The following is an 18,158-nucleotide window of genomic DNA, read 5'->3' as shown; positions in this document are numbered from 1 at the left end:
GGACCCTGCGATGACCCGAGGCGGCCGCGACACACAGACCGAGGGCAGCGAACGTCGCTGCCTGGTCACCGGCGAGGTGCAGCCCAAGGCCGGACTGATCCGCCTTGTGCTGGGCCCCGACGGGATCGTCGTGCCCGACCTTGCCGAAAAGCTGCCCGGCCGCGGCTTTTGGGTGACCGCCGACCGGCAGATCATCGACCGGGCGGTGGCCAAGGGGCTGCTGTCACGCGCGGCCAAGGCCCCGGCCAGGGCGCCGGAGGATTTTGCCGCGCTGATCGAGGCCGGGCTGGCCAGAAGGGTCACCGACCTGATCTCGCTGGCGCGGAAATCGGGTCTGGCGGTGGCCGGATACGAGAAGGTGAAGGACCGGCTTGCGGCCGGTTGGGTCAAGGTGCTGCTGCAGGCGTCGGACGGGTCCGAACGCGGCAAGGGCAAGCTCTGGACACCCGAAGGGGCACGCTGGTTCGGCTGCCTTACCGCATCAGAATTGGGTTTGGCTTTCGGGCGCGATCATGTCATACACAGCGCGCTTTCGAGAGGCGGCTTGGCAGACAAGGTTATCCGGGACGCCGGCAGGCTGAATGGCCTGCGAGGGCAATCGGCCATCCGGGCCGGGAAGGAATCAGACGCAGATGAGCGATAAAGACGGCAAGAAACCACTCGGCATCGGCGGTAACCGCCCTGGCCAGGTGAAACAGAGCTTCAGCCACGGCCGCACCAAAAGCGTGGTCGTTGAGACCAAGCGCAAGCGCGTTGTGGTGCCCAAGCCGGGTGCCGCGGCGGGCGACAAGCGGACCACGGTCACGCCGGAAAACGTGGCCAAGGCCGTCGCGTCCTCGACACGCCGCCCCGCCGGCATCTCTGATGCCGAGATGGAGCGCCGGCTGAGGGCGCTTGCCGCCGCCAAGGCCCGCGAGGCCGACGAGGCCGTTCAGCGCGCCGCCGAGGAAAAGGCCCGCGAGGAAGAGCGCGAGCGCCGCCGGGCCGAGATCGAGGCCAAGGAGCGTGAAGACCGCGAGCGCGAGGAAATGCTGCGCGCCAAGGAAGAAGAGGACGCCCGCAAGGCCGAAGAGGCCAAGCTGCGCGCCCAGAAAAAGGAAGAGGTGCGCAAGCCCGCAGCGGATGCGGCCCCGGTCGATGCGGCCGCGGCGCAGGCCGCCGCCTCGCGTGCCGAGACCAAGGGCGTCGCCGCCCGTCCGTCGCGCCCGGATCGCGACAAGCCGGGCCGTGCCGACGACCGCGACAGCCGCAGCAAGGCCGGCGAACGCGCCGGACGCCGCTCGGGCAAGCTGTCGGTGACGGCGGCTCTGGCCGGCGAAGGCGGCCGCCAGCGCAGCTTGGCCGCGATGAAGCGCAAGCAGGAACGCGCCAAGCAAAAGGCGCTCGGCCAGTCGTCGCGGGCTGAGAAGCAGTCGCGCGAAGTGCAGCTGCCGGAAAGCATCACCGTGTCGGAACTCGCCAACCGCATGGCGGAACGCGCGGCCGATGTGGTCAAGTCGCTGATGAAGATGGGCCTGATGGTCAGCATCAACGAGGCGATCGACGCCGACACCGCGGAGCTGGTGATCGAGGAATTCGGCCACCGGACGGTCCGCGTCTCGGACGCCGACGTGGAACAGGTGATCGACACCGTCGAGGACAAGGAAGAAGACCTGCAGGCACGCCCGCCGATCATCACGATCATGGGCCATGTCGACCACGGCAAGACCTCGCTGCTGGACCGCATCCGGCAGGCAAATGTCGTCTCGGGCGAGGCCGGCGGCATCACCCAGCATATCGGCGCCTATCAGGTGAAGGCCGAAAGCGGCGCGGTGCTAAGCTTCCTCGACACCCCCGGCCACGCGGCCTTTACCAGCATGCGGGCGCGCGGCGCAAACGTCACCGACATCGTCGTGCTGGTCGTGGCCGCCGATGACGCGGTCATGCCGCAGACGGTCGAGGCGATCAACCACGCGAAGGCCGCCGATGTGCCGATGATCGTGGCGATCAACAAGATCGACAAGCCGGCCGCGAACCCGCAAAAGGTCCGCACCGACCTGCTGCAGCACGAGGTCGTGGTCGAGGAGATGGGCGGCGATGTGCAGACGGTCGAGGTTTCGGCCCATACCGGTCAGGGCATCGACACCCTGCTGGAAGCCATCGCGCTGCAGTCCGAGATCCTGGAACTGACCGCCAACCCGAAACGCCCCGCCCAGGGCGCGGTGATCGAGGCCAAGCTGGATGTCGGCCGCGGCCCCGTCGCCACGGTTCTGGTCCAGAACGGCACGCTGAAGCGCGGCGACATCTTTGTCGTGGGCGAACAGTGGGGCAAGGTCCGCGCGCTGATCAACGACAAGGGCGATCGCGTCGACGAGGCCGGTCCTTCGGTCCCGGTCGAGGTCTTGGGCCTGAACGGCACGCCCGAAGCCGGTGACGTGCTGAACGTGGTCGAGACCGAGGCGCAGGCGCGCGAAATCGCGGAATACCGCGAGAACGCTGCCAAGGACAAACGCGCCGCGGCCGGTGCCGCGATCACGCTGGACCAGATGCTGGCCCGCGCCAAGGCCGACGAGACGCTGGTCGAACTGCCGGTGGTGGTCAAGGCCGACGTGCAGGGTTCGGCCGAGGCGATCGTGCAGGCGCTGGAAAAGATCGGCAACGAAGAGGTCCGCGTCCGGGTGCTGCATTACGGCGTCGGCGCGATCACCGAATCGGATATCGGTCTGGCCGAAGCCTCGGGCGCGCCGGTCATCGGCTTCAACGTCCGCGCCAACGCCCCGGCGCGCAACAGCGCCAACCAGAAGGGCGTCGAGATCCGCTATTACTCGATCATCTATGACCTGATCGACGACATCAAGGCGGCGGCCTCGGGCCTGCTCTCGGCCGAAGTGCGCGAGAACTTCATCGGCTATGCCGAAGTGCGCGAGGTGTTCAAGGTCACCGGCGTCGGCAAGGTTGCCGGCTGTCTGGTCACCGAAGGCGTCGCCCGCCGCTCGGCCGGGGTGCGCCTGCTGCGCGACAACGTGGTGATCCACGAAGGCACGCTGAAGACGCTCAAGCGCTTCAAGGACGAGGTCAAGGAAGTGCAGTCCGGTCAGGAATGCGGCATGGCGTTCGAGAATTACGACGATGTCCGCGCCGGCGACGTGATCGAGATCTTCGAGCGCGAAGAGGTCGAACGGACGCTGTAAGCGCCCGACCCGGAAACCGAAACAGCCCGCGAAATTCGCGGGCTGTTTTCATTTTGGCAGACTGTCGCTAGTGCTATTCGCCGGCGATCTCCAGCGCCTCGCGCAGCACCTCGGGGTCGCCGATATGGTTCATCAGGATCAGGATCAGCCGCGCGTTCAGCGCGTCGGACTGGTCCTTGCTCAGCCCCTCATGCGCGTTCAGCAGCAGGGCATAGGCATCGTCGGGGTTGGGCAGGTTGGGGGTCAGGGTCAGGCTCACTTCTGCTCTCCGATGGCGCGGCTGATGGCGGTTTCCACGGCGTCGCGGTCGAACTGCGGCCAGCGGGCGGCGACATGCTGGTCGGGCCGCACCAGATAGACGCCGCGCCCGTAACGCTCGGCGATCTCGCCCGTCGCGGGGACCGCCACCACATCGGCGGCGATGGCGCCGTGGCTGACCGGTTCGGCCTCGACACCCACCGCCAGCAGGCTGAAGCGCCCGCCCAGCCGGTCCAGCAGGAAACCGTCGCCCAAGGGCGCGTCGGGACAGGGGCTGCCGGGGTGGCTGCGCTGCGGCCCGTCCGGCATCGCGTCGGGCGTGTTCAGCGAGCTGCCGTCATAGGTGCAGGGCACCGATAGCCGGCCCGAGTTTACGAAGGGCCGCGCAAAGGCGTGACGTTCGGACAGATGCAGCGCCGCGTCGCGGAACTGGCGGCTGATCGCGGATTTCGGCGTAATGAAATCGGTCGAGCGGGTCGAGTTGAGGATATTCTCATCCGCGCCGTGCAGCCGCTCGGCATCATAGCTGTCCAGCAGCGATTCGGGCGCGTGGCCGTCCAGCACCAGTTTCAGCTTCCAGACCAGATTGTCGGCGTCCTGGATGCCGCTATTGGCGCCGCGCGCGCCGAAGGGGCTGACCTGGTGGGCGCTGTCGCCGGCGAAGATCACCCGGCGATGGCGGAAACTTTCCATCCGGCGGCACTGGAAGGTGTAGACGCTGACCCATTCCAGCGAGAAATCGACCCCCTCGCCCAGCATGGCGCGGATGCGGGGGATGACCTTTTCGGGCTGTTTCTCGGCCTCTTTGTCTATGTCCCAGCCCAGTTGCAGGTCGATGCGCCAGACCCCGTCGGGTTGCTTGTGCAGCAGCGCCGACTGGCCGGGGTTGAAGGGCGGGTCGAACCAGAACCAGCGTTCGGTCGGGAACTCGGCCTGCATGATGACATCGGCGATCAGGAAGTTGTCCTCGAACACCCGGCCGCGGAAATCCAGCCCGAGCATCGAGCGCGTGGGCGACGAGGCGCCGTCGCAGGCGATCAGCCAGTCCGCGTCGATCTGATAGCCGCCCTCGGGCGTGTCCAGCGTCAACCGGCTGTGGCTTTCATGGCTGTCCACCGCGACCAGCCGGGTCTTGCCGCGCAGCTGGATCGGTGCACCCTCGGCCTGCAGATCCTGCAGGCGCGTCAGCAGGTCGTGTTCCAGATGATATTGCTGCAGATTGATGAAGGCCGGGCGCTTGTGGCCGGTCTCGGGCAGCAGGTTGAACTCGTAAACCTGCTTGTCGCCCATGAAGACGCGGCCGGTGTTCCAGATCACGCCGCGATCGACCAGCCGCTGACCGACGCCCAGCCGGTCGAAGATCTCGAGCGGCCGCTTGGCGAAGCAGATCGCCCGGCTGCCCGAGGACACGCGGTCATTGTCGTCCAGCACCACGACCGGCACGCCCTGCTGGCCCAGGTCGATGGCGGCGGTCAGGCCCACCGGCCCCGCCCCGATGATGACCACCGGGTGACGCGCCGGGTCGGGCGCGTCCTGATCGGGGTGGCGCTGATAGGGGTAGAGCGGTTGCTCGAAGATCTTCTGGGCTTGCATGGCCCCCTCCTCCCAAAGGTGCCGGTCGTAAGACGCGGGCGATCAGCCTTGCAGCAGTTCCCACATCTCGCGGTCGCGCTCGGCGGTCCAGATGCGCGGCGTGTCGATGCCGCGGGCTTCGTCATAGGCGCGGGCGACGTTGAACGGCAGGCAGTGTTCATAGATCGCGTAGTCGGCGAATTTCGGATCGCATTCGGCGCGCACCGCGTCCCAGGCCTCGCGCAGCGTGCCGTTGCGGGCCGCGACCCGCGCCGCCGGCTGATAGGTCGAGCGAACGAAATCGGCGGTGTTGTCCAGCGCCGCGTTCACCATCTCGGCCCCGACCAGCGCGTCACCCCGGCCCGGCGCGATGGCGGCCAGATCGTATTCGCGGATCGCTTCCAGCGTCCACGGCCAGTCCTGCAGATGCCCGTCGCCGCAATAGCAGGCCGAGTGGTATTCGACGATATCGCCGGTGAACATGACGTTTTCATCCGGCACATGGACGACGATATCGCCCGCCGTATGCGCCCGGCCCAGATGCATCAGGTCGATGCGACGATTGCCGAGATAGACGGTCATGCGGTCGTTGAAGGTGGTGGTGGGCCAGGTCAGGCCGGGGATTTCCTCGTGCCCCTGAAACAGCCGGGGAAAGCGCTGGAACTCGCTGTCCCAGTCCTCTTGCCCGCGTTCCACGACCATCGCGCGGGCGGCGTCGCCCATGATGACCGTCGGCGCCTCATAGGCCGAGGCCCCCAGCACGCGCACGGCGTGGTAATGCGTCATCACCAGATGGCTGATCGGCTTGTCGGTGACCTCGCGGACCTTTTCGATCACCTTGCGGGCCAGACGCGGGGTCGCCTGCGCCTCGACGATCATGACGCTGTCATCGCCGATGATGACGCCGGTGTTGGGATCGCCCTCGGCGGTAAAGGCCCAAAGCCCCTCGCCGATCTCGGAAAAGCTGATCTGCTTTTCTTCCATGTCGCCGGCGGATGCGAATTGCTTGCTCATCTGTTCTACTCCTTTGCGGGCAGGATGGTGCCGAGGCAGGGGCCGAAGCCAATGCGGAACCCGTCACCCTGCGCGTGACCGTGCAGCCCCACCTGATCGCCGTCCAGCAGGAAGCTGCGCTCGCCGCTGTCGGTTTGGATGGGGGATTTGCCGCCCTGCGTCATTTCCAGCAGCGCGCCGGTGCTGTCCGGCGTCGGGCCCGAGATGGTGCCCGACCCCAGCAGATCGCCCACCCGCATCGGACAGCCCGATTCGGTGTGATGGGCGAGCTGCTGCGCCGATGAATAATACATGGTGGTATAGTTGGTCCGCGCCAGCACCTGCCCGTTCAGGCTCCACGCCAGGTCGATGTCGTAAAGACCCGGCCGCTTTTCCTGCAGATAGGGCAGCAAGGGGTTGTCGCGCGTGGCGCCTTCGGACCGGAACGGTTCCAGCGCGGCCTGCGTCACGACCCAGGGGCTGATGGTGGTGGCGAAGGCCTTGGCCTGAAACGGGCCGAGCGGCTGATATTCCCAAGCCTGAATGTCGCGCGCCGACCAGTCGTTCAGCAGGACATAGCCAAAGATCATCTCCTCGGCCTCTTCGACGCTGACCCGCTGACCCATCTCGGACGGGACGCCGACGATGGCGCCGAGTTCCAGTTCCAGATCCAGCCGCTTGCAGGCGGACCAGACCGGCCCGTCATCGCCGCGCAGCTGGCCCATGGGGCGGATCACGTCGGTGCCGGACACGACGACCGAACTCGCGCGGCCGTTATAGCCGATGGGCATATGCGTCCACTGCGCCGGCAGCGCGTTTTCCGGGCCGCGAAACAGCACGCCCACGTTGAAGGCGTGGTTCTTGCTGGCATAGAAATCGGTGAATTCGGTGACCTTGATCGGCAGATGCAGGGTCGCGTCGGCCATGGCCACGGTGGGCGTGTCGCGGTTGCCATCCTCGGCCAGCAGGGCGGTCAGCGCCTCGCGGATCTGCGCCCAACGCGCCCGGCCCAGGGCCATGAAGTCATTCAGCTGCGGCGCGCTGAAGCTGCCATCCGCATCCAGCAGCCCGGCCTGTTCGCAGGCGGCCAGGTCGACGATTCTGTCGCCGATGGCGACCCCGCAGCGCGGCGCCCCGCCGCCGGTCGAGAACACGCCATAAGGCAGGTTCTGCAAGGGAAAATCCGTGTCCGGACCGTTGGCCGTTTCCACCCAGCTTTTCATGCGCATGCAATCCTCCCCCGCAATACGTTGCAAACGCAACTAACACGCGCCGCGCCGTCGCGCAAGACGCATGGCTAGCTGGGGGGGTGATCCTGCAATTCCCGCAGGATTTGCGCCAGCAGCGCCACGCGATCCGGCCCCAGGCGCGCCTCAAGCGATTCGGAAAACGCCGTGGCATGGGCGGCGAGGTCCAGATGCACCTGCCGACCCTTGTCGGTCAGGTGCAGATGCTCGACCCGCCGGTCGCTGGTCGAGGGCGCGCGCGTGATCAACCCGGCCTCTTGCAGGCCCGCCACGGCGCGCGAGACCTTGGATTTCTCCATGAAAGACCGGGCGCAGATCTCGCTGGCGGTCAGCGCGCCCTGACTGCCCAGATGCGCCATGATCCGCCACTGCGCCCGCGTCATCCCGTAGGCCTGCCGGTAATGCGCGGAAAAGGCGCGGCTGGTCGATTCGGCCGCGGTGTTCAGCAGATAGGGCAGAAAATCGTCCAGCCGGAATTGCGTCATGCCTGATCCTGTCCAAAGCGGCCCCTTGTGCGGGCCATGATGTCGCACATGCAACCTTCACTTGCCAAGGCGTCGGAAACGCGCAACTCAGGACGGATGAAGGGCTTTGTTTCCATTGTTTCCTCGGGTCCGGGCGATCCCGAACTGCTGACCCGCCGCGCCGCCGACCGCCTCGCCGGGGCCGAGGTGGTGCTGTATGACGACCTGTCCTCGGGGCCGATCCTCGCGCTTGCGCCGCAGGCCGAACTGATCCCCGTCGGCAAGCGCGCCGGCCGCCCCAGCCCCAAGCAAGAGGCCGTCAGCGCACTGATGCTGGACCACGCGCTGGCCGGTCGCCGGGTGGTGCGGCTGAAATCGGGCGATGCTGGCATGTTCGGGCGGCTCGAGGAAGAGCTGACCGCCCTGCGCGGCGCCGGCGTCCCGTTCGAGATCGTTCCGGGCGTGTCCTCGGTCAATGCGGCGGCGGCGGCGGCGGGGCTGCCCCTGACCCGGCGGCTGACCGCGCGGCGGGTGCAATATGTCACCGGCGCCGATGTCACCGGCAAGCTGCCCCAGGCGCTGAACTGGGCGGCGCTGGCCGATCCCGGCGCGGTGACGGTGGTCTTCATGGGCCAGCGCAGCTTTCCCGACCTCGCCCAAGGGCTGGTGGCCCATGGCCTGCCCGCCGACACCCCGGCGCTGATCGCCTATGCGGTCAGCCAGCCGGGGCAGGTCTTGCGCCGGGGCACCGTGGCCGAGTTGGCACGGATGCTGCGTGACAGCGGCCCCAGCAGCGCGCCGGCGCTGATCGTCTATGGCCCGCTGGCCGAGATGGGCGACGCGGCGGTGACGGCACTGGCCACCGCCGCGGGGTCAGAGGGTTGACCGACGCGGGGCTGTGAGTATCAGCCACCGCCGCAGGCCGGAAGCAAGGTTAACGGCGCGGCAGAAATCGGCACCGCCGCAAAGTCCAAGAAGCGACCGGCCAGCGCCAGACACTCAACCCAAAGCGCGGCGGGCGGCCTCGTATTCGCGGGCCAGACGGTCGATATAGTCACCCGCCGGCTGCACTGCGTTGACCGCGCCGATGCCCTGCCCGGCGCCCCAGATCGCGCTCCACGCCTTGGCTTTGGACTGACCCTCGGCAAAGCTCATCGCGCTGGCGTCGCTGCCTTCCAGCGTATCCGGGTCCATCCCGGCATTGCGGATCGAGGGCTTGAGATAATTGCCGTGAACCCCGGTGAATTTCGAGGAATAGACGATGTCCTCGGCCCCGCAATCCACGATCATCTGCTTGTAGTCGGGGACCGCGTTCGCCTCGGCCGTGGCGATGAAGGCGCTGCCGATATAGGCCAGATCGGCACCCGCCACCTGCGCCGCCAGCACCGCGCGGCCGGTGGCGATGGACCCCGACAGCGCCAGCGGGCCGTCGAACCACTCGCGGATCTCCTGGATCAGCGCAAAGGGCGACTGCGTCCCGGCATGGCCACCCGCCCCTGCCGCCACCGCGATCAGCCCGTCCGCGCCCTTGTCGATGGCCTTGCGGGCAAAGCTGTTGTTGATGATGTCATGCAGCACGACGCCGCCGACGGAATGGGCGGCCTCGTTCACCTCGGGGCGCGCGCCGAGGCTGGTGATCCACAGCGGCACCTTGTGGCGCACGCAGATCTCGATATCGCGCTCCAGCCGCGCGTTCGAGCGGTGAACGATCTGGTTGACCGCAAAGGGCGCCGCCGGGCTGTCGGGATTGGCCTGATTGTGGCGGTCGAGTTCCTCGCTGATCCGAGTCAGCCAGGCGTCCAGCAAAGGCGGCTCGCCCTCTTTCTCGCGGGCGTTCAGCGCCGGAAAGCTGCCGACGATCCCGGCCTTGCACTGCGCGATGACCAGTTCAGGGCCCGAGACGATGAACATGGGCGCGCCGATGATCGGCAGGCGCAGATGGGACAGGATGGCGGGCAGGGACATGGCAATTCCTTTCTGGATTGCCGCCATCATTGACGTGACGCGCGAAAGGGCAAGCGTGACGTGGCGGAGACCGCCCCCGCCAGCCTCACGGCTGGCTGCGACGCCCCAGCCGCGACAGGTAGGACGGCGCCACCCCCGCCGAATCGCGCCACAGCCGCCAGGGCTGGCGCAGGGCCAGATCGGCGTCGATCTCGACCTCGTCAAAGCCGGACCGCCGGGCCATCGGGAACTGGTCGGCGATGACGTGACCCTGCGCCCGCAGGCGCCCGCGATAGCCCGCCATCCGCAGCCGCCGCGCCAGCGTGAATCCGCGCCCGTCCGAAAACGCCGGGAAGGCGATGCGGATCAGCGGCGCGTCATGCAGGTTCGGCGCGGCCTGATCCAGATCGGCATCAGGCGCCAGATCGAGGATCGGGCCGGTCCAGTCTTCGGGGCCGAAGCCCGCGTCGCGGACGATGACGGGGCGGCCCTCTTGCGGGACAAAGCCGGCCGCAGCCGCGCCGCGCTGCATCTTGCCGTCGGCGAAATGGATGCCGCATTCGGATTTCTCGCGGCCGCGCCAGCGCCCGGCGCGGGGGTCCTCGCCCTTGGCGACCGGGCTGGTGCAAGGGCGGCATCCGATCGACAGAAAGCCGCGCGCGACCAGCGGGTGACGCGGCAGGTCGTTGTTGTCGATGTAATCGGCCACGTCGCGGGCATCCCAATGCGCCAGCGGATTGACCTTGAGGCGCGGGCCCGAGGCGTCGGGTTCAAAGAATTCCAGCGTCGCGCGGGCGGCCCCCTGAAAGCGCTTGCGCCCGGTGATCCAGCCGTCGAAGCCCACCAGCGCGCGGTTCAGCGGCACCGTCTTGCGGATCTCGCAGCAGCTATCGGGGTCGCGCTGATGCAGGTCGCCGTCAGGGTCGGCCGCGGCGATGGCGGCGGGCGTGGCGCGGATGGTGCGCAGATCGGTCAGCCCCAGCCGCGCGGCAAGCTGCGCCTGATAGGCCAGCGTTTCGGGAAACAGCATCTGCGTGTCGATGAACAGGACCGGCGTGTCGCGCGCGATCAGCGACAGCATGTGCAGCAGCACCACCGAATCGGCCCCGAAGGACGACACCATCGCCAGCCGCCCCAATTCGGGATCGGACAGCGCATCGCCCAGCACCCGGATCGCGGCGTGGTGGCGATAGCGGTCGTTCAGCGCCGCGACCTGGGTGGCGCGGGTGGGAAGCGAAAGGATCTGCGCCATCATGCGGCCTCGGCTTTGGGGTAGAGCGCGGCCTTGAAGGGTTCGGTGCCCAGCCGGCGCAGCGCGTCGAGGAAGGTCTCGGCCGGGTCGCGGCGCAGGTCCAGATAGGCCAGCACCACGCGCTCGATCGCGGGGACGATGTCGTCGCCGGAAAAGCCCGGCCCGGCGCGCTCGCCGATGCTCATCGTCTCGGTCCCGTCGCCGCCCAGCGTGACCTGATAGTTCTCGACCCCGGCGCGGTCGAGGCCGAGAATCCCGATATGGCCGACATGGTGATGCCCGCAGGCATTGATGCAGCCGGAGATCTTGATCTTCATCGGCCCGATCTCGTGTTCCAGCTTCAGCTCGTCGAAGCGGGTCGCGATCTGCTGCGCGATGGGGATCGAGCGGGCCGTCGCCAGCGTGCAGTAATCCAGACCGGGGCAGGCGATGATGTCGCTGATCAGCCCGATATTCGCCGTCGCCAGATCGCCTTCGCGCAGGGCGTGGTAAAGCGCGGGCAGGTCGGCGCGGTGGACATGGGGCAGCACGATGTTCTGCTCATGACTGACGCGCAGATCGCCGTGGCCGTAACGCTCGGCCAGATCGGCCAGCAGCCGCATCTGGGTCGAGGTCGCGTCCCCCGGCGTGCCCCCGTGCTTTTTCAGCGAGACGGTGACGATGGCGTGGTCGGGGTGGCGATGGGCGGTCAGGTTGGTATCGCTCCACGACCGGAACAGCGGATCGGCGGCGCGGGCGGCGTCATAGGGCGCGGTGGCGCGGCCCGAAGCCAGATCGGGCGGGGTGAACTGGGCCGCGATCTCGGCCAGCACCTGTTGGTCGCTGCCGTCATACTGGGCGCGGATCTCGGCAAAGCGGGCGTTCACAAGCTCGCGGATATGGTCGATCCCCAGCTCGAGCACGGCGATCTTGAGCCGCGCCTTGAACTTGTTGTCGCGCCGTCCGACCGAGTTATAGGCCGACAGGATCGCCTCCAGATAGGGCAGCAGATCGGCGGCGGGTACGAAATCGGCCAGCACCTGCGCGATCAGCGGTGTGCGGCCAAGGCCGCCGCCGACCGCGACCTCGAACCCGTGGCGGCCGTTCCGTTCGACCATCCGCAGGCCGATGTCGTGGGATTTGACCACGGCGCGGTCATTCGGGCTGCCGGTGACGCCGATCTTGAACTTGCGGGGCAGGAACTGGAACTCGGGGTGGTCGGTGGACCATTGCCGGATCAGCTCGGCATAGGGGCGGGGATCGGCGATCTCGTCCGCCGCCGCGCCGGCGAAGTGATCGGCGGTGACGTTGCGGATGGTGTTGCCGCTGGTCTGGATGGCGTGGACGCCGACCTCGGCCAGGCTGTCCATCATGTCGGGAATATCGACCAGCCGGGGCCAGTTGAACTGGATGTTCTGGCGCGTGGTGAAATGGCCATAGCCCTTGTCCCAGCGATCCGCGACCGCCGCCAGCCGGCGCATCTGGTCGGGGCTGATCGTGCCATAGGGAATGGCGATCCGCAGCATATAGGCGTGCAGTTGCAGATAGACGCCGTTCATCAGGCGCAGGGGGCGGAACTCGTCCTCGGTCAGCGCGCCAGAGATGCGGCGGCTGATCTGCTCGCGGAACCGCTGGGCGCGGTCGACGACAAAGGCGCGGTCGAAATCGGTATGGTGATACATTACGCGTGCTCTGCCTGCTTGCCGTGGAAATAATTGGACGGGCCGGCGGCGCGGAAGGTTTCGCGCAGGTGTCCGGGTTCGGGGCGGCCATCGGGGCCGGGGCGAGCCGGGGCCAGAAACACCCCCACCGCGCGGTCCGACAGCGCCAGCGCATCCGCCAGCCGGTCCTTGGCGCGCGCCTCGTCGGTGATCAGCTCTGCCTGGCACAGCGAGCCGACCCATTGGTCGGCCGGGCTCAGATAGATCACGCGGCCGTCGAAAAGATCGTTGGCCGAGATGACGACAGGCTCGAATATGCGTGCCATGGCGAATCTCCCATATGCTATAGCTGCATCATGGAACATTCTTCCGGTTGAGGGCTAGTATCCGGGGCGAATAAGGAATATTGTTCCCGACGCACCGCCTGACAGGACAAAGACCCAAGATGCGTGAACGCAGCGAAACGAAAGCCCGGATGGATCTTCTGGACCGGAAAATCCTGATCGAGTTGCAGGACGATGCCAGCCAGTCGCTGGACGATATCGCCCGCAAGGTCGGCTCGTCCAAGACCCCGGTCTGGAACCGCATCCGCAAGCTGAAGGATGCCGGCGTGATCCGGCGGCAGACCGTGGTGCTGGACCCGGCGGCGGTGGGGCTGGACACCTGCTTTTTCGTCCTGATCCGCACCAGCGAGCACGAGGCCGGCTGGCAGCAGCGCTTTCTGGCTGCGCTGCAATCGCGGCCCGAGGTGCTCGAGGCGCATCGCCTGGCGGGCGAGATCGACTATATCGTCAAGCTGCGGGTGTCGGACGCACGCGCCTATGACGCCTTCTATCAGGCCTTGATCGCCGAGGTGAAAATCTACAACGTCACCGCGCTGCTTTCGATGGAAGAGCTCAAATCGACCACCATCCTGCCAGTCTGAATCCTGCCAGTCTGAGCCATCAGGAAGACCCCATGCCCGATTACGACGCCCTCGCGGCCAGCATCGCCGCGCTGACCCATGGCGAAACCGACGAGGTCGCGCTGATGGCGACGCTCGCCTGCGAAATCCACCACGCCAGCGACCGGTTCGACTGGACCGGCTTTTATCGCGTGACCGAGCCCGAGACGCTGAAGATCGGCCCCTACCAGGGCGGTCACGGCTGTCTGGTGATCCCGTTTTCGCGCGGGGTCTGCGGTGCGGCGGCGCGCAGCGGAAAGATGCAGCTTGTGCCCGATGTCGATGCCTTCCCCGGCCATATCGCCTGCGCCAGCTCGACCCGGTCGGAACTTGTGCTGCCGGTGTTCGGCGCCGGGCAGCGGTTGATCGGGGTGCTGGACATCGACAGCAATCGGCCCGACGCCTTCACCGCCCGCGACGGCGAGGCGCTGGCGGCAATCCTGCACGATGTCTTCGGCGGGTTGTGATCTAGCGGCGCAGATAGACGTAATAGGCCCCCGCCCCGCCGTGGCGCAGATGGGCGGGCACCACCTGCTGCACGGCCGAACTCAGCGGCGGGCGGTGCAGCCAATGCGGCACCTGATGGCGCAGCGCGCCGAGGCGGGTGGGCAGCGGGCCGGGATCGCCGCTGCGGCCCTTGCCGGTGATGACCAGCACCAGCCGCATCCCGCGCGATTTGCAGGACAGGATGAACGACGCCAGCTCTGGCCCCGCCTGCGCCAGCGTCAGCCCGTGCAGATCCAGCCGCGCCTCGGGGCGCAGCTTGCCGCGGCGAAGCTGCTTGTGGGTCTTGTGATCCATCCGCAGGGATTGTTCGGCCAGCGCATCCGCCGGGCTGCGCGCGAAATCATGCCCGCGCGGCCCCTGCCCTGACGCCGCACCGATCCGCAGGCCGGCGGGCGGGGCAAAGCTGGTCTCGACCGGTTGCCGAATCGCGGGCGGCGCGGCGGGTTTCGGCGGCAGGGTCGGCTGCGGGTGCCGCGCGCCCTTGTGCAGCGGCGTTGCGGTGCGCGTGACGCGGGACCACAACTCGTGATCCTCTTGCGTCAGGCCCCGTCGCCGAGACATCAGGCCCCGGTCGCGACGAGCCGCCAGTTCGGATCGGGCGAGGTCATCACCCGCTCGAACGTCCAATCGTCGCGCTGCTTGCGTGCGGTCCGCGGGTTGCCCTCGATCACGTTGCCGTCGGCATCCTTGGTGGCCGAGATCATCTCGCCCACGAAACGCACCGTCAGTTCGGCCACCGCGGTCTGCGGATCGAACTGCGCCGAGGTCAGCGCGGTCTCGCGCGTGCCCAGATATTGCGCCTCGACCTGATGGCCAGCCTCGCGCCGTGCCTCGATTACCTGATCGAAGGCCCCGGCGACCTCGGGCGACAGGAAGGGGCGCACCTCGTCCAGATCGCCACGCTCGAAGGCCAGCAGGATCATCTCGTAAGCCTGTTTCGCGCCGGACAGGAACTCGCCCAGCGAAAACGACGGGTCGGCCCGCTTCATCGCCTTCAACGCAGGCAAGGCGGGGTTGTCGGCATCGACGTGGTCGGCCAGATCGTCGTCGACCGCCGGGCGCGGGCCGTCATCGTCGATGACGGTCAGATCCGGAACCTGGCGGGCGTCATCCTCGATCCTCGTGGGCTCGAAGCCATCGCGCGTCCCCAGCACCCCGCGCAGGCGCAGGATCAGAAAGACAGCAATCGCGGCGAGAACGAGCAGCTGGATCATCGGGTTTTGCATCGGCCTTCCTTCGGCAGGGTCAGGGCGTCGGTCATTCGGAGCGTTGGTAATTCGGACTCAGGCTCTTATGTAGGGATGCAACCGGGCCAAGTCCAGTTGCCCACCCCGCACCGAGGAGCGTCATGCCGCTGCTGATTCCGTTTATTCTGATCCCGTTGATCGAGATCGCGCTGTTCATCCAGATCGGCGACGCCATCGGGCTGTGGCCCACCATCGGGCTGGTCCTGCTGTCGGCCTTTGTCGGCACGGCGCTGATCCGCTCGCAAGGGGCGCGCACGCTGATGCAGATCCAGCATTCCTTCCGCACGCTGAACGACCCGACGCGGCCTTTGGCACATGGCGCGATGATCCTGATTGCGGGCGTGCTGCTGCTGACGCCGGGGTTCTTCACCGACACGCTGGGGCTGCTGCTGATGATCCCCGCCGTGCGCGACTGGCTGATGCGCCGGATCGGGCGGCGGATGACGGTGACACGGCGCGGCTTCGGCTTTGACGGCGGCGCGCAGCCCCGCCATGGCTGGCCGGGCCGGGGGCAGGATGACATGATCGACGCCGATTATGTCGTGCAGGACGATCCCTATCCCACCCGTGACGACATCGAATTGCCGGACAACCGCGACCCGGACGAACGCGGCCCCGATGGCCGGCGCCGCCCGCCCTCGGGCTGGGTCCGCCCAGATTAAGGCGTGCGTGCAAAGCGTTGAGGCCATGCCCGCCCCCTGCTAGAACAAGGCCGACGCCGAAACCGACCTTGAAAAGGACGAGACATGACCGACCAAGACCCGCAGGGCCAGGCCCCGCAGCCCGAAGACGGCGGCACCGCCCAGAACACCGCGCCGCAGCAGCCCCGCCTGCAGATTCTGGCGCAATATGTCCGCGATCTTTCCTTTGAAAACGTGGTCGCCCAGCGTGGGCTGAATGGCGCGGATGTGACCCCGGAAATTGCGGTGCAGGTCAGTCTGGATGCGCGCAAACGCAATGTGGACCATCAATACGAGGTGATCTGCAAATTCCGCGTCTCGTCGAAAAATACCGCCGATGACAGCAATCTGTTCTTGTGCGAGCTGGATTATGGCGGGGTCTTCCAGATCGAGGGCGTGCCGGACGATCAACTGCACCCGTTTCTGATGATCGAATGTCCGCGGATCCTGTTCCCGTTCATCCGCCGGATCATCAGCGACACGACCCGCGATGGCGGTTTTCCGCCGGTCAATCTGGACCCGGTCGATTTCGTGTCGATGTATCGTCAGGAACTGGCCAGGCGCGCCGCCGCCGAACGCCCGGCCGATACCCAGCTTTCGTAACGCGGATATGGCCGCCAATCCCTCTGGCCGGGCCTGGCAGCGGATGCTGTCGGGTCGCCGGCTGGACCTGCTGGACCCGACGCCCGTCGATATCGAGATCGAGGATATCGCGCACGGTCTGGCCTTTGTCGCGCGGTGGAATGGCCAGACGCGCGGCGACTGGCCCTATTCCGTCGCCGAACATTCCCTGCTGGTCGAACAGGCCTTTGGCCGCATCTCGCCCGATCCGCAGCCGCAATGGCGGCTGGCGGCGCTGCTGCATGACGCGCCGGAATATGTGCTGGGGGACATGATCTCGCCGGTGAAATCCGCGCTCGGGCAGGAATATGGCGAGATGGATGCGCGGGTGGCCTTGGCGGTGCATCGCCGCTTTGGCCTGCCGGCGAAACTGCCTGCGGCGGTGCGGCGGCAGATCAAGCAGGCCGATCAGGTCTCGGCCTGGCTCGAAGCGACAGAGATCGCGGGATTTTCGGAAAGCGAAGCACGCGGGATCTTCAAAAGACCGGACCCCGACCATTGCGCGGGTCTGGTCATTCGCCTGCGCCCCCCGGCCGAGGCAAGACGCGCCTATCTTGCCCGGTTCGAGGAATTGCTCGCGCAGATGTGACCCCGCGCGAGCGGGCCTGTCGGATCAGATCGCCAGATCTTCCAGATTCTTGCCTTCGGCCAAAGCCTGCTGAACCCAATTCGGCCGACGCCCGCGCCCGGTCCAGGTCTGCGAGCGGTCCTGCGGATTGGCGTATTTCGGCACCGAAACCGTGGTCGAACGGCCGGGCTTTGCGCCGGTCAATTCATTCAGCGAAAAGCCATGTTCGCGGGCCGCAGCCTCGGCCGCAGCCACGGCTTCCTTGCGCTTGCGATCCTCATACCCGGCAATTGCACGGTCGATTTTCTTCCGCAATTCGGTCAATTCTTTAACAGAAAGGTTTTCAATATCCATGGCGCACCTTCTTGGTTGCATATTGGATAATCGTTAATCCTCTCTGAAACCCAAGTCAATTCATTCAATTATCGAGTTATTTCGGGCTGCGCTTTGCAAGAATACGTTGCAATGTCCGCCGATGCATATGCAAACGCCGCGCCGTTTCGCTGACATTGCGGTCGCATTGTTCATACACCCTTTGGATATGTTCCCATTTAACCCGATCCGCCGACATCGGATTATCGGGCGGCGGCGGCAATGCCTCGCCGGTTTGCAGCAATGCGGCGGCAATGTCATTCGCATCGGCGGGTTTCGAAAGGTAATCGGTGGCCCCCATCTTGACCGCCGCCACTGCCGTCGCGATGGCGCCATAGCCGGTCAGCACGATGATGCGGGCGTCAGCACGGGCGTCGCGCAGCGCCTCGACCACGTCCAGACCGCTGCCGTCTTCCAGCCGCAGGTCGATCACGGCATGGGCGGCGGGCGATTTGCGGACCGCCTCCATCGCTTCGGCAACCGAAATCGCGACGGTGGGCTGAAAGCCGCGCCGCTCCATCGCGCGGGCCAGACGGTTGACGAAGACCTCGTCATCATCGACCAGCAAAAGCGACGCATCATCGCCTGGTTGCATCTGGATCTCGTCCGCCATCGTGCCTCCGCCGAAAAAAGGTTTTCCTTCTCTATGCGGTCACGGGCGGGGAATCAAATGCCGATGC

General features: G+C 66.8%; 21 protein-coding genes and 1 pseudogene. 8 read left to right on the top strand and 14 right to left on the bottom strand.

What is annotated here, in order from left to right; translation table 11 throughout:
* Nucleotides 1–10: 10 nt before the first annotated feature.
* Both CYR75_RS13710 and infB read left to right on the top strand, forming a co-directional pair.
* Nucleotides 11–643: an RNA-binding protein gene (locus tag CYR75_RS13710; protein ID WP_101500556.1), complete on the top strand. Its 633-nt coding sequence runs from the start codon at nucleotides 11–13 to the stop codon at nucleotides 641–643.
* Nucleotides 633–3,170, top strand: a complete 2,538-nt coding sequence (gene infB / locus CYR75_RS13705) for a translation initiation factor IF-2 (protein WP_101500555.1) — start codon at nucleotides 633–635, stop codon at nucleotides 3,168–3,170. Before CYR75_RS13710 ends, infB begins: the two co-directional genes overlap by 11 nt.
* Before the next feature lie 73 nt (nucleotides 3,171–3,243).
* On the opposite strand, the gene CYR75_RS13700 is transcribed toward infB, so the two are convergent.
* From CYR75_RS13700 to CYR75_RS13680, 5 genes are all read right to left on the bottom strand, one after another.
* Nucleotides 3,244–3,429: a DUF2783 domain-containing protein gene (locus CYR75_RS13700; RefSeq protein ID WP_101500554.1), complete on the bottom strand. Its 186-nt coding sequence runs from the start codon at nucleotides 3,427–3,429 to the stop codon at nucleotides 3,244–3,246.
* Nucleotides 3,426–5,021, bottom strand: coding sequence for an FAD-dependent oxidoreductase (locus tag CYR75_RS13695; protein WP_101500553.1), 1,596 nt, complete (start codon nucleotides 5,019–5,021; stop codon nucleotides 3,426–3,428). Before CYR75_RS13695 ends, CYR75_RS13700 begins: the two co-directional genes overlap by 4 nt.
* A gap of 42 nt (nucleotides 5,022–5,063) precedes the next feature.
* Nucleotides 5,064–6,014, bottom strand: coding sequence for an MBL fold metallo-hydrolase (locus CYR75_RS13690; RefSeq protein ID WP_101500552.1), 951 nt, complete (start codon nucleotides 6,012–6,014; stop codon nucleotides 5,064–5,066).
* A 5-nt stretch (nucleotides 6,015–6,019) separates the two neighbouring features.
* Nucleotides 6,020–7,216 carry a fumarylacetoacetase gene (fahA, locus tag CYR75_RS13685; RefSeq protein ID WP_225972741.1) on the bottom strand — a complete coding sequence of 399 codons (1,197 nt, stop codon included), beginning with the start codon at nucleotides 7,214–7,216 and terminating at the stop codon, nucleotides 6,020–6,022.
* 74 nt (nucleotides 7,217–7,290) lie between these two features.
* On the bottom strand, nucleotides 7,291–7,725 hold the full coding sequence (locus tag CYR75_RS13680) for a MarR family winged helix-turn-helix transcriptional regulator (RefSeq protein ID WP_101500550.1): 435 nt from the start codon (nucleotides 7,723–7,725) through the stop codon (nucleotides 7,291–7,293).
* A 96-nt stretch (nucleotides 7,726–7,821) separates the two neighbouring features.
* Here CYR75_RS13680 and cobA point away from each other — a divergent pair, with 96 nt between their 5' ends.
* Nucleotides 7,822–8,589 (top strand): uroporphyrinogen-III C-methyltransferase, encoded by a 768-nt coding sequence (gene cobA / locus CYR75_RS13675; RefSeq protein ID WP_101500549.1) that lies wholly within the window; start codon nucleotides 7,822–7,824, stop codon nucleotides 8,587–8,589.
* Between the two features lie 114 nt (nucleotides 8,590–8,703).
* Here cobA and CYR75_RS13670 read toward each other — a convergent pair whose 3' ends face one another.
* The 5 genes and pseudogenes from CYR75_RS13670 to CYR75_RS13655 all read right to left on the bottom strand — a co-directional run bounded on the left by CYR75_RS13670 (nucleotide 8,704) and on the right by CYR75_RS13655 (nucleotide 12,866).
* Nucleotides 8,704–9,669: an NAD(P)H-dependent flavin oxidoreductase gene (locus tag CYR75_RS13670; protein ID WP_225972740.1), complete on the bottom strand. Its 966-nt coding sequence runs from the start codon at nucleotides 9,667–9,669 to the stop codon at nucleotides 8,704–8,706.
* An 85-nt stretch (nucleotides 9,670–9,754) separates the two neighbouring features.
* On the bottom strand, nucleotides 9,755–10,180 hold the full coding sequence (locus CYR75_RS16475) for a DUF934 domain-containing protein (protein WP_225972936.1): 426 nt from the start codon (nucleotides 10,178–10,180) through the stop codon (nucleotides 9,755–9,757).
* Nucleotides 10,157–10,900: pseudogene (locus CYR75_RS16470) on the bottom strand (phosphoadenylyl-sulfate reductase); the annotation flags it as partial. The pseudogene CYR75_RS16470 and the gene CYR75_RS16475, both read right to left, overlap by 24 nt.
* Nucleotides 10,900–12,561 (bottom strand): nitrite/sulfite reductase, encoded by a 1,662-nt coding sequence (locus tag CYR75_RS13660; protein ID WP_101500548.1) that lies wholly within the window; start codon nucleotides 12,559–12,561, stop codon nucleotides 10,900–10,902. The gene CYR75_RS13660 and the pseudogene CYR75_RS16470, both read right to left, overlap by 1 nt.
* Entirely contained in the window at nucleotides 12,561–12,866 is a 306-nt protein-coding gene (locus CYR75_RS13655; RefSeq protein WP_101500547.1) for a DUF2849 domain-containing protein, read from the bottom strand. The genes CYR75_RS13660 and CYR75_RS13655 overlap by 1 nt, the downstream gene beginning before the upstream one ends.
* Before the next feature lie 119 nt (nucleotides 12,867–12,985).
* On the opposite strand from CYR75_RS13655, the gene CYR75_RS13650 reads away from it, so the two are divergent.
* Together CYR75_RS13650 and CYR75_RS13645 are read left to right on the top strand one after the other, a co-directional pair.
* Nucleotides 12,986–13,465 carry an Lrp/AsnC family transcriptional regulator gene (locus CYR75_RS13650; protein ID WP_101500546.1) on the top strand — a complete coding sequence of 160 codons (480 nt, stop codon included), beginning with the start codon at nucleotides 12,986–12,988 and terminating at the stop codon, nucleotides 13,463–13,465.
* 32 nt (nucleotides 13,466–13,497) lie between these two features.
* A complete protein-coding gene (locus CYR75_RS13645) occupies nucleotides 13,498–13,950 on the top strand; it encodes a GAF domain-containing protein (RefSeq protein ID WP_101500545.1) in 453 nt (150 codons plus the stop codon).
* A gap of 1 nt (nucleotide 13,951) precedes the next feature.
* Here CYR75_RS13645 and CYR75_RS13640 read toward each other — a convergent pair whose 3' ends face one another.
* Both CYR75_RS13640 and CYR75_RS13635 read right to left on the bottom strand, forming a co-directional pair.
* Nucleotides 13,952–14,551: a Smr/MutS family protein gene (locus CYR75_RS13640; protein WP_101500544.1), complete on the bottom strand. Its 600-nt coding sequence runs from the start codon at nucleotides 14,549–14,551 to the stop codon at nucleotides 13,952–13,954.
* Nucleotides 14,551–15,216: a Tim44/TimA family putative adaptor protein gene (locus tag CYR75_RS13635; RefSeq protein ID WP_101500543.1), complete on the bottom strand. Its 666-nt coding sequence runs from the start codon at nucleotides 15,214–15,216 to the stop codon at nucleotides 14,551–14,553. The genes CYR75_RS13640 and CYR75_RS13635 overlap by 1 nt, the downstream gene beginning before the upstream one ends.
* A 122-nt stretch (nucleotides 15,217–15,338) precedes the next feature.
* Between CYR75_RS13635 and CYR75_RS13630 the strand changes: the two genes are divergently transcribed.
* The 3 genes from CYR75_RS13630 (at nucleotide 15,339) to CYR75_RS13620 (ending at nucleotide 17,127) form a co-directional block, all read left to right on the top strand.
* Nucleotides 15,339–15,899, top strand: coding sequence for an FxsA family protein (locus CYR75_RS13630; RefSeq protein WP_101500542.1), 561 nt, complete (start codon nucleotides 15,339–15,341; stop codon nucleotides 15,897–15,899).
* 84 nt (nucleotides 15,900–15,983) lie between these two features.
* A complete protein-coding gene (gene secB / locus CYR75_RS13625) occupies nucleotides 15,984–16,520 on the top strand; it encodes a protein-export chaperone SecB (RefSeq protein WP_101500541.1) in 537 nt (178 codons plus the stop codon).
* A 7-nt stretch (nucleotides 16,521–16,527) separates the two neighbouring features.
* Nucleotides 16,528–17,127, top strand: a complete 600-nt coding sequence (locus CYR75_RS13620) for an HD domain-containing protein (protein WP_101500540.1) — start codon at nucleotides 16,528–16,530, stop codon at nucleotides 17,125–17,127.
* Nucleotides 17,128–17,151: 24 nt separating this feature from the next.
* Here the strand turns inward: CYR75_RS13620 and CYR75_RS13615 are convergent, their stop codons facing one another.
* Both CYR75_RS13615 and CYR75_RS13610 read right to left on the bottom strand, forming a co-directional pair.
* Complete coding sequence (locus tag CYR75_RS13615; RefSeq protein WP_101500539.1) at nucleotides 17,152–17,460, bottom strand: H-NS histone family protein; 309 nt, start codon at nucleotides 17,458–17,460, stop codon at nucleotides 17,152–17,154.
* 76 nt (nucleotides 17,461–17,536) lie between these two features.
* Nucleotides 17,537–18,091 (bottom strand): ActR/PrrA/RegA family redox response regulator transcription factor, encoded by a 555-nt coding sequence (locus CYR75_RS13610; protein WP_101500538.1) that lies wholly within the window; start codon nucleotides 18,089–18,091, stop codon nucleotides 17,537–17,539.
* Nucleotides 18,092–18,158 lie beyond the last annotated feature (67 nt).

Origin of the sequence: Paracoccus jeotgali (genome assembly GCF_002865605.1) — a bacterium.
Taxonomy (GTDB): Bacteria; Pseudomonadota; Alphaproteobacteria; order Rhodobacterales; family Rhodobacteraceae; genus Paracoccus; species Paracoccus jeotgali.
This window is presented reverse-complemented; position numbering and strand designations above follow the sequence as displayed.

Bases quoted from the DNA above. Each gene is read 5' to 3' on its own strand.
- CYR75_RS13710 (WP_101500556.1), top strand. From the start codon at position 11: ATGACCCGAGGCGGCCGCGACACACAGACCGAGGGCAGCGAACGTCGC.
- infB (WP_101500555.1), top strand. From the start codon at position 633: ATGAGCGATAAAGACGGCAAGAAACCACTCGGCATCGGCGGTAACCGC.
- CYR75_RS13695 (WP_101500553.1), bottom strand. From the start codon at position 5,021: ATGCAAGCCCAGAAGATCTTCGAGCAACCGCTCTACCCCTATCAGCGC.
- CYR75_RS13690 (WP_101500552.1), bottom strand. From the start codon at position 6,014: ATGAGCAAGCAATTCGCATCCGCCGGCGACATGGAAGAAAAGCAGATC.
- fahA (WP_225972741.1), bottom strand. From the start codon at position 7,216: ATGAAAAGCTGGGTGGAAACGGCCAACGGTCCGGACACGGATTTTCCC.
- CYR75_RS13680 (WP_101500550.1), bottom strand. From the start codon at position 7,725: ATGACGCAATTCCGGCTGGACGATTTTCTGCCCTATCTGCTGAACACC.
- cobA (WP_101500549.1), top strand. From the start codon at position 7,822: ATGAAGGGCTTTGTTTCCATTGTTTCCTCGGGTCCGGGCGATCCCGAA.
- CYR75_RS13670 (WP_225972740.1), bottom strand. From the start codon at position 9,669: ATGTCCCTGCCCGCCATCCTGTCCCATCTGCGCCTGCCGATCATCGGC.
- CYR75_RS16475 (WP_225972936.1), bottom strand. From the start codon at position 10,180: ATGCAGCGCGGCGCGGCTGCGGCCGGCTTTGTCCCGCAAGAGGGCCGC.
- CYR75_RS13660 (WP_101500548.1), bottom strand. From the start codon at position 12,561: ATGTATCACCATACCGATTTCGACCGCGCCTTTGTCGTCGACCGCGCC.
- CYR75_RS13655 (WP_101500547.1), bottom strand. From the start codon at position 12,866: ATGGCACGCATATTCGAGCCTGTCGTCATCTCGGCCAACGATCTTTTC.
- CYR75_RS13650 (WP_101500546.1), top strand. From the start codon at position 12,986: ATGCGTGAACGCAGCGAAACGAAAGCCCGGATGGATCTTCTGGACCGG.
- CYR75_RS13645 (WP_101500545.1), top strand. From the start codon at position 13,498: ATGCCCGATTACGACGCCCTCGCGGCCAGCATCGCCGCGCTGACCCAT.
- CYR75_RS13640 (WP_101500544.1), bottom strand. From the start codon at position 14,551: ATGTCTCGGCGACGGGGCCTGACGCAAGAGGATCACGAGTTGTGGTCC.
- CYR75_RS13635 (WP_101500543.1), bottom strand. From the start codon at position 15,216: ATGCAAAACCCGATGATCCAGCTGCTCGTTCTCGCCGCGATTGCTGTC.
- CYR75_RS13630 (WP_101500542.1), top strand. From the start codon at position 15,339: ATGCCGCTGCTGATTCCGTTTATTCTGATCCCGTTGATCGAGATCGCG.
- secB (WP_101500541.1), top strand. From the start codon at position 15,984: ATGACCGACCAAGACCCGCAGGGCCAGGCCCCGCAGCCCGAAGACGGC.
- CYR75_RS13620 (WP_101500540.1), top strand. From the start codon at position 16,528: ATGGCCGCCAATCCCTCTGGCCGGGCCTGGCAGCGGATGCTGTCGGGT.
- CYR75_RS13615 (WP_101500539.1), bottom strand. From the start codon at position 17,460: ATGGATATTGAAAACCTTTCTGTTAAAGAATTGACCGAATTGCGGAAG.
- CYR75_RS13610 (WP_101500538.1), bottom strand. From the start codon at position 18,091: ATGGCGGACGAGATCCAGATGCAACCAGGCGATGATGCGTCGCTTTTG.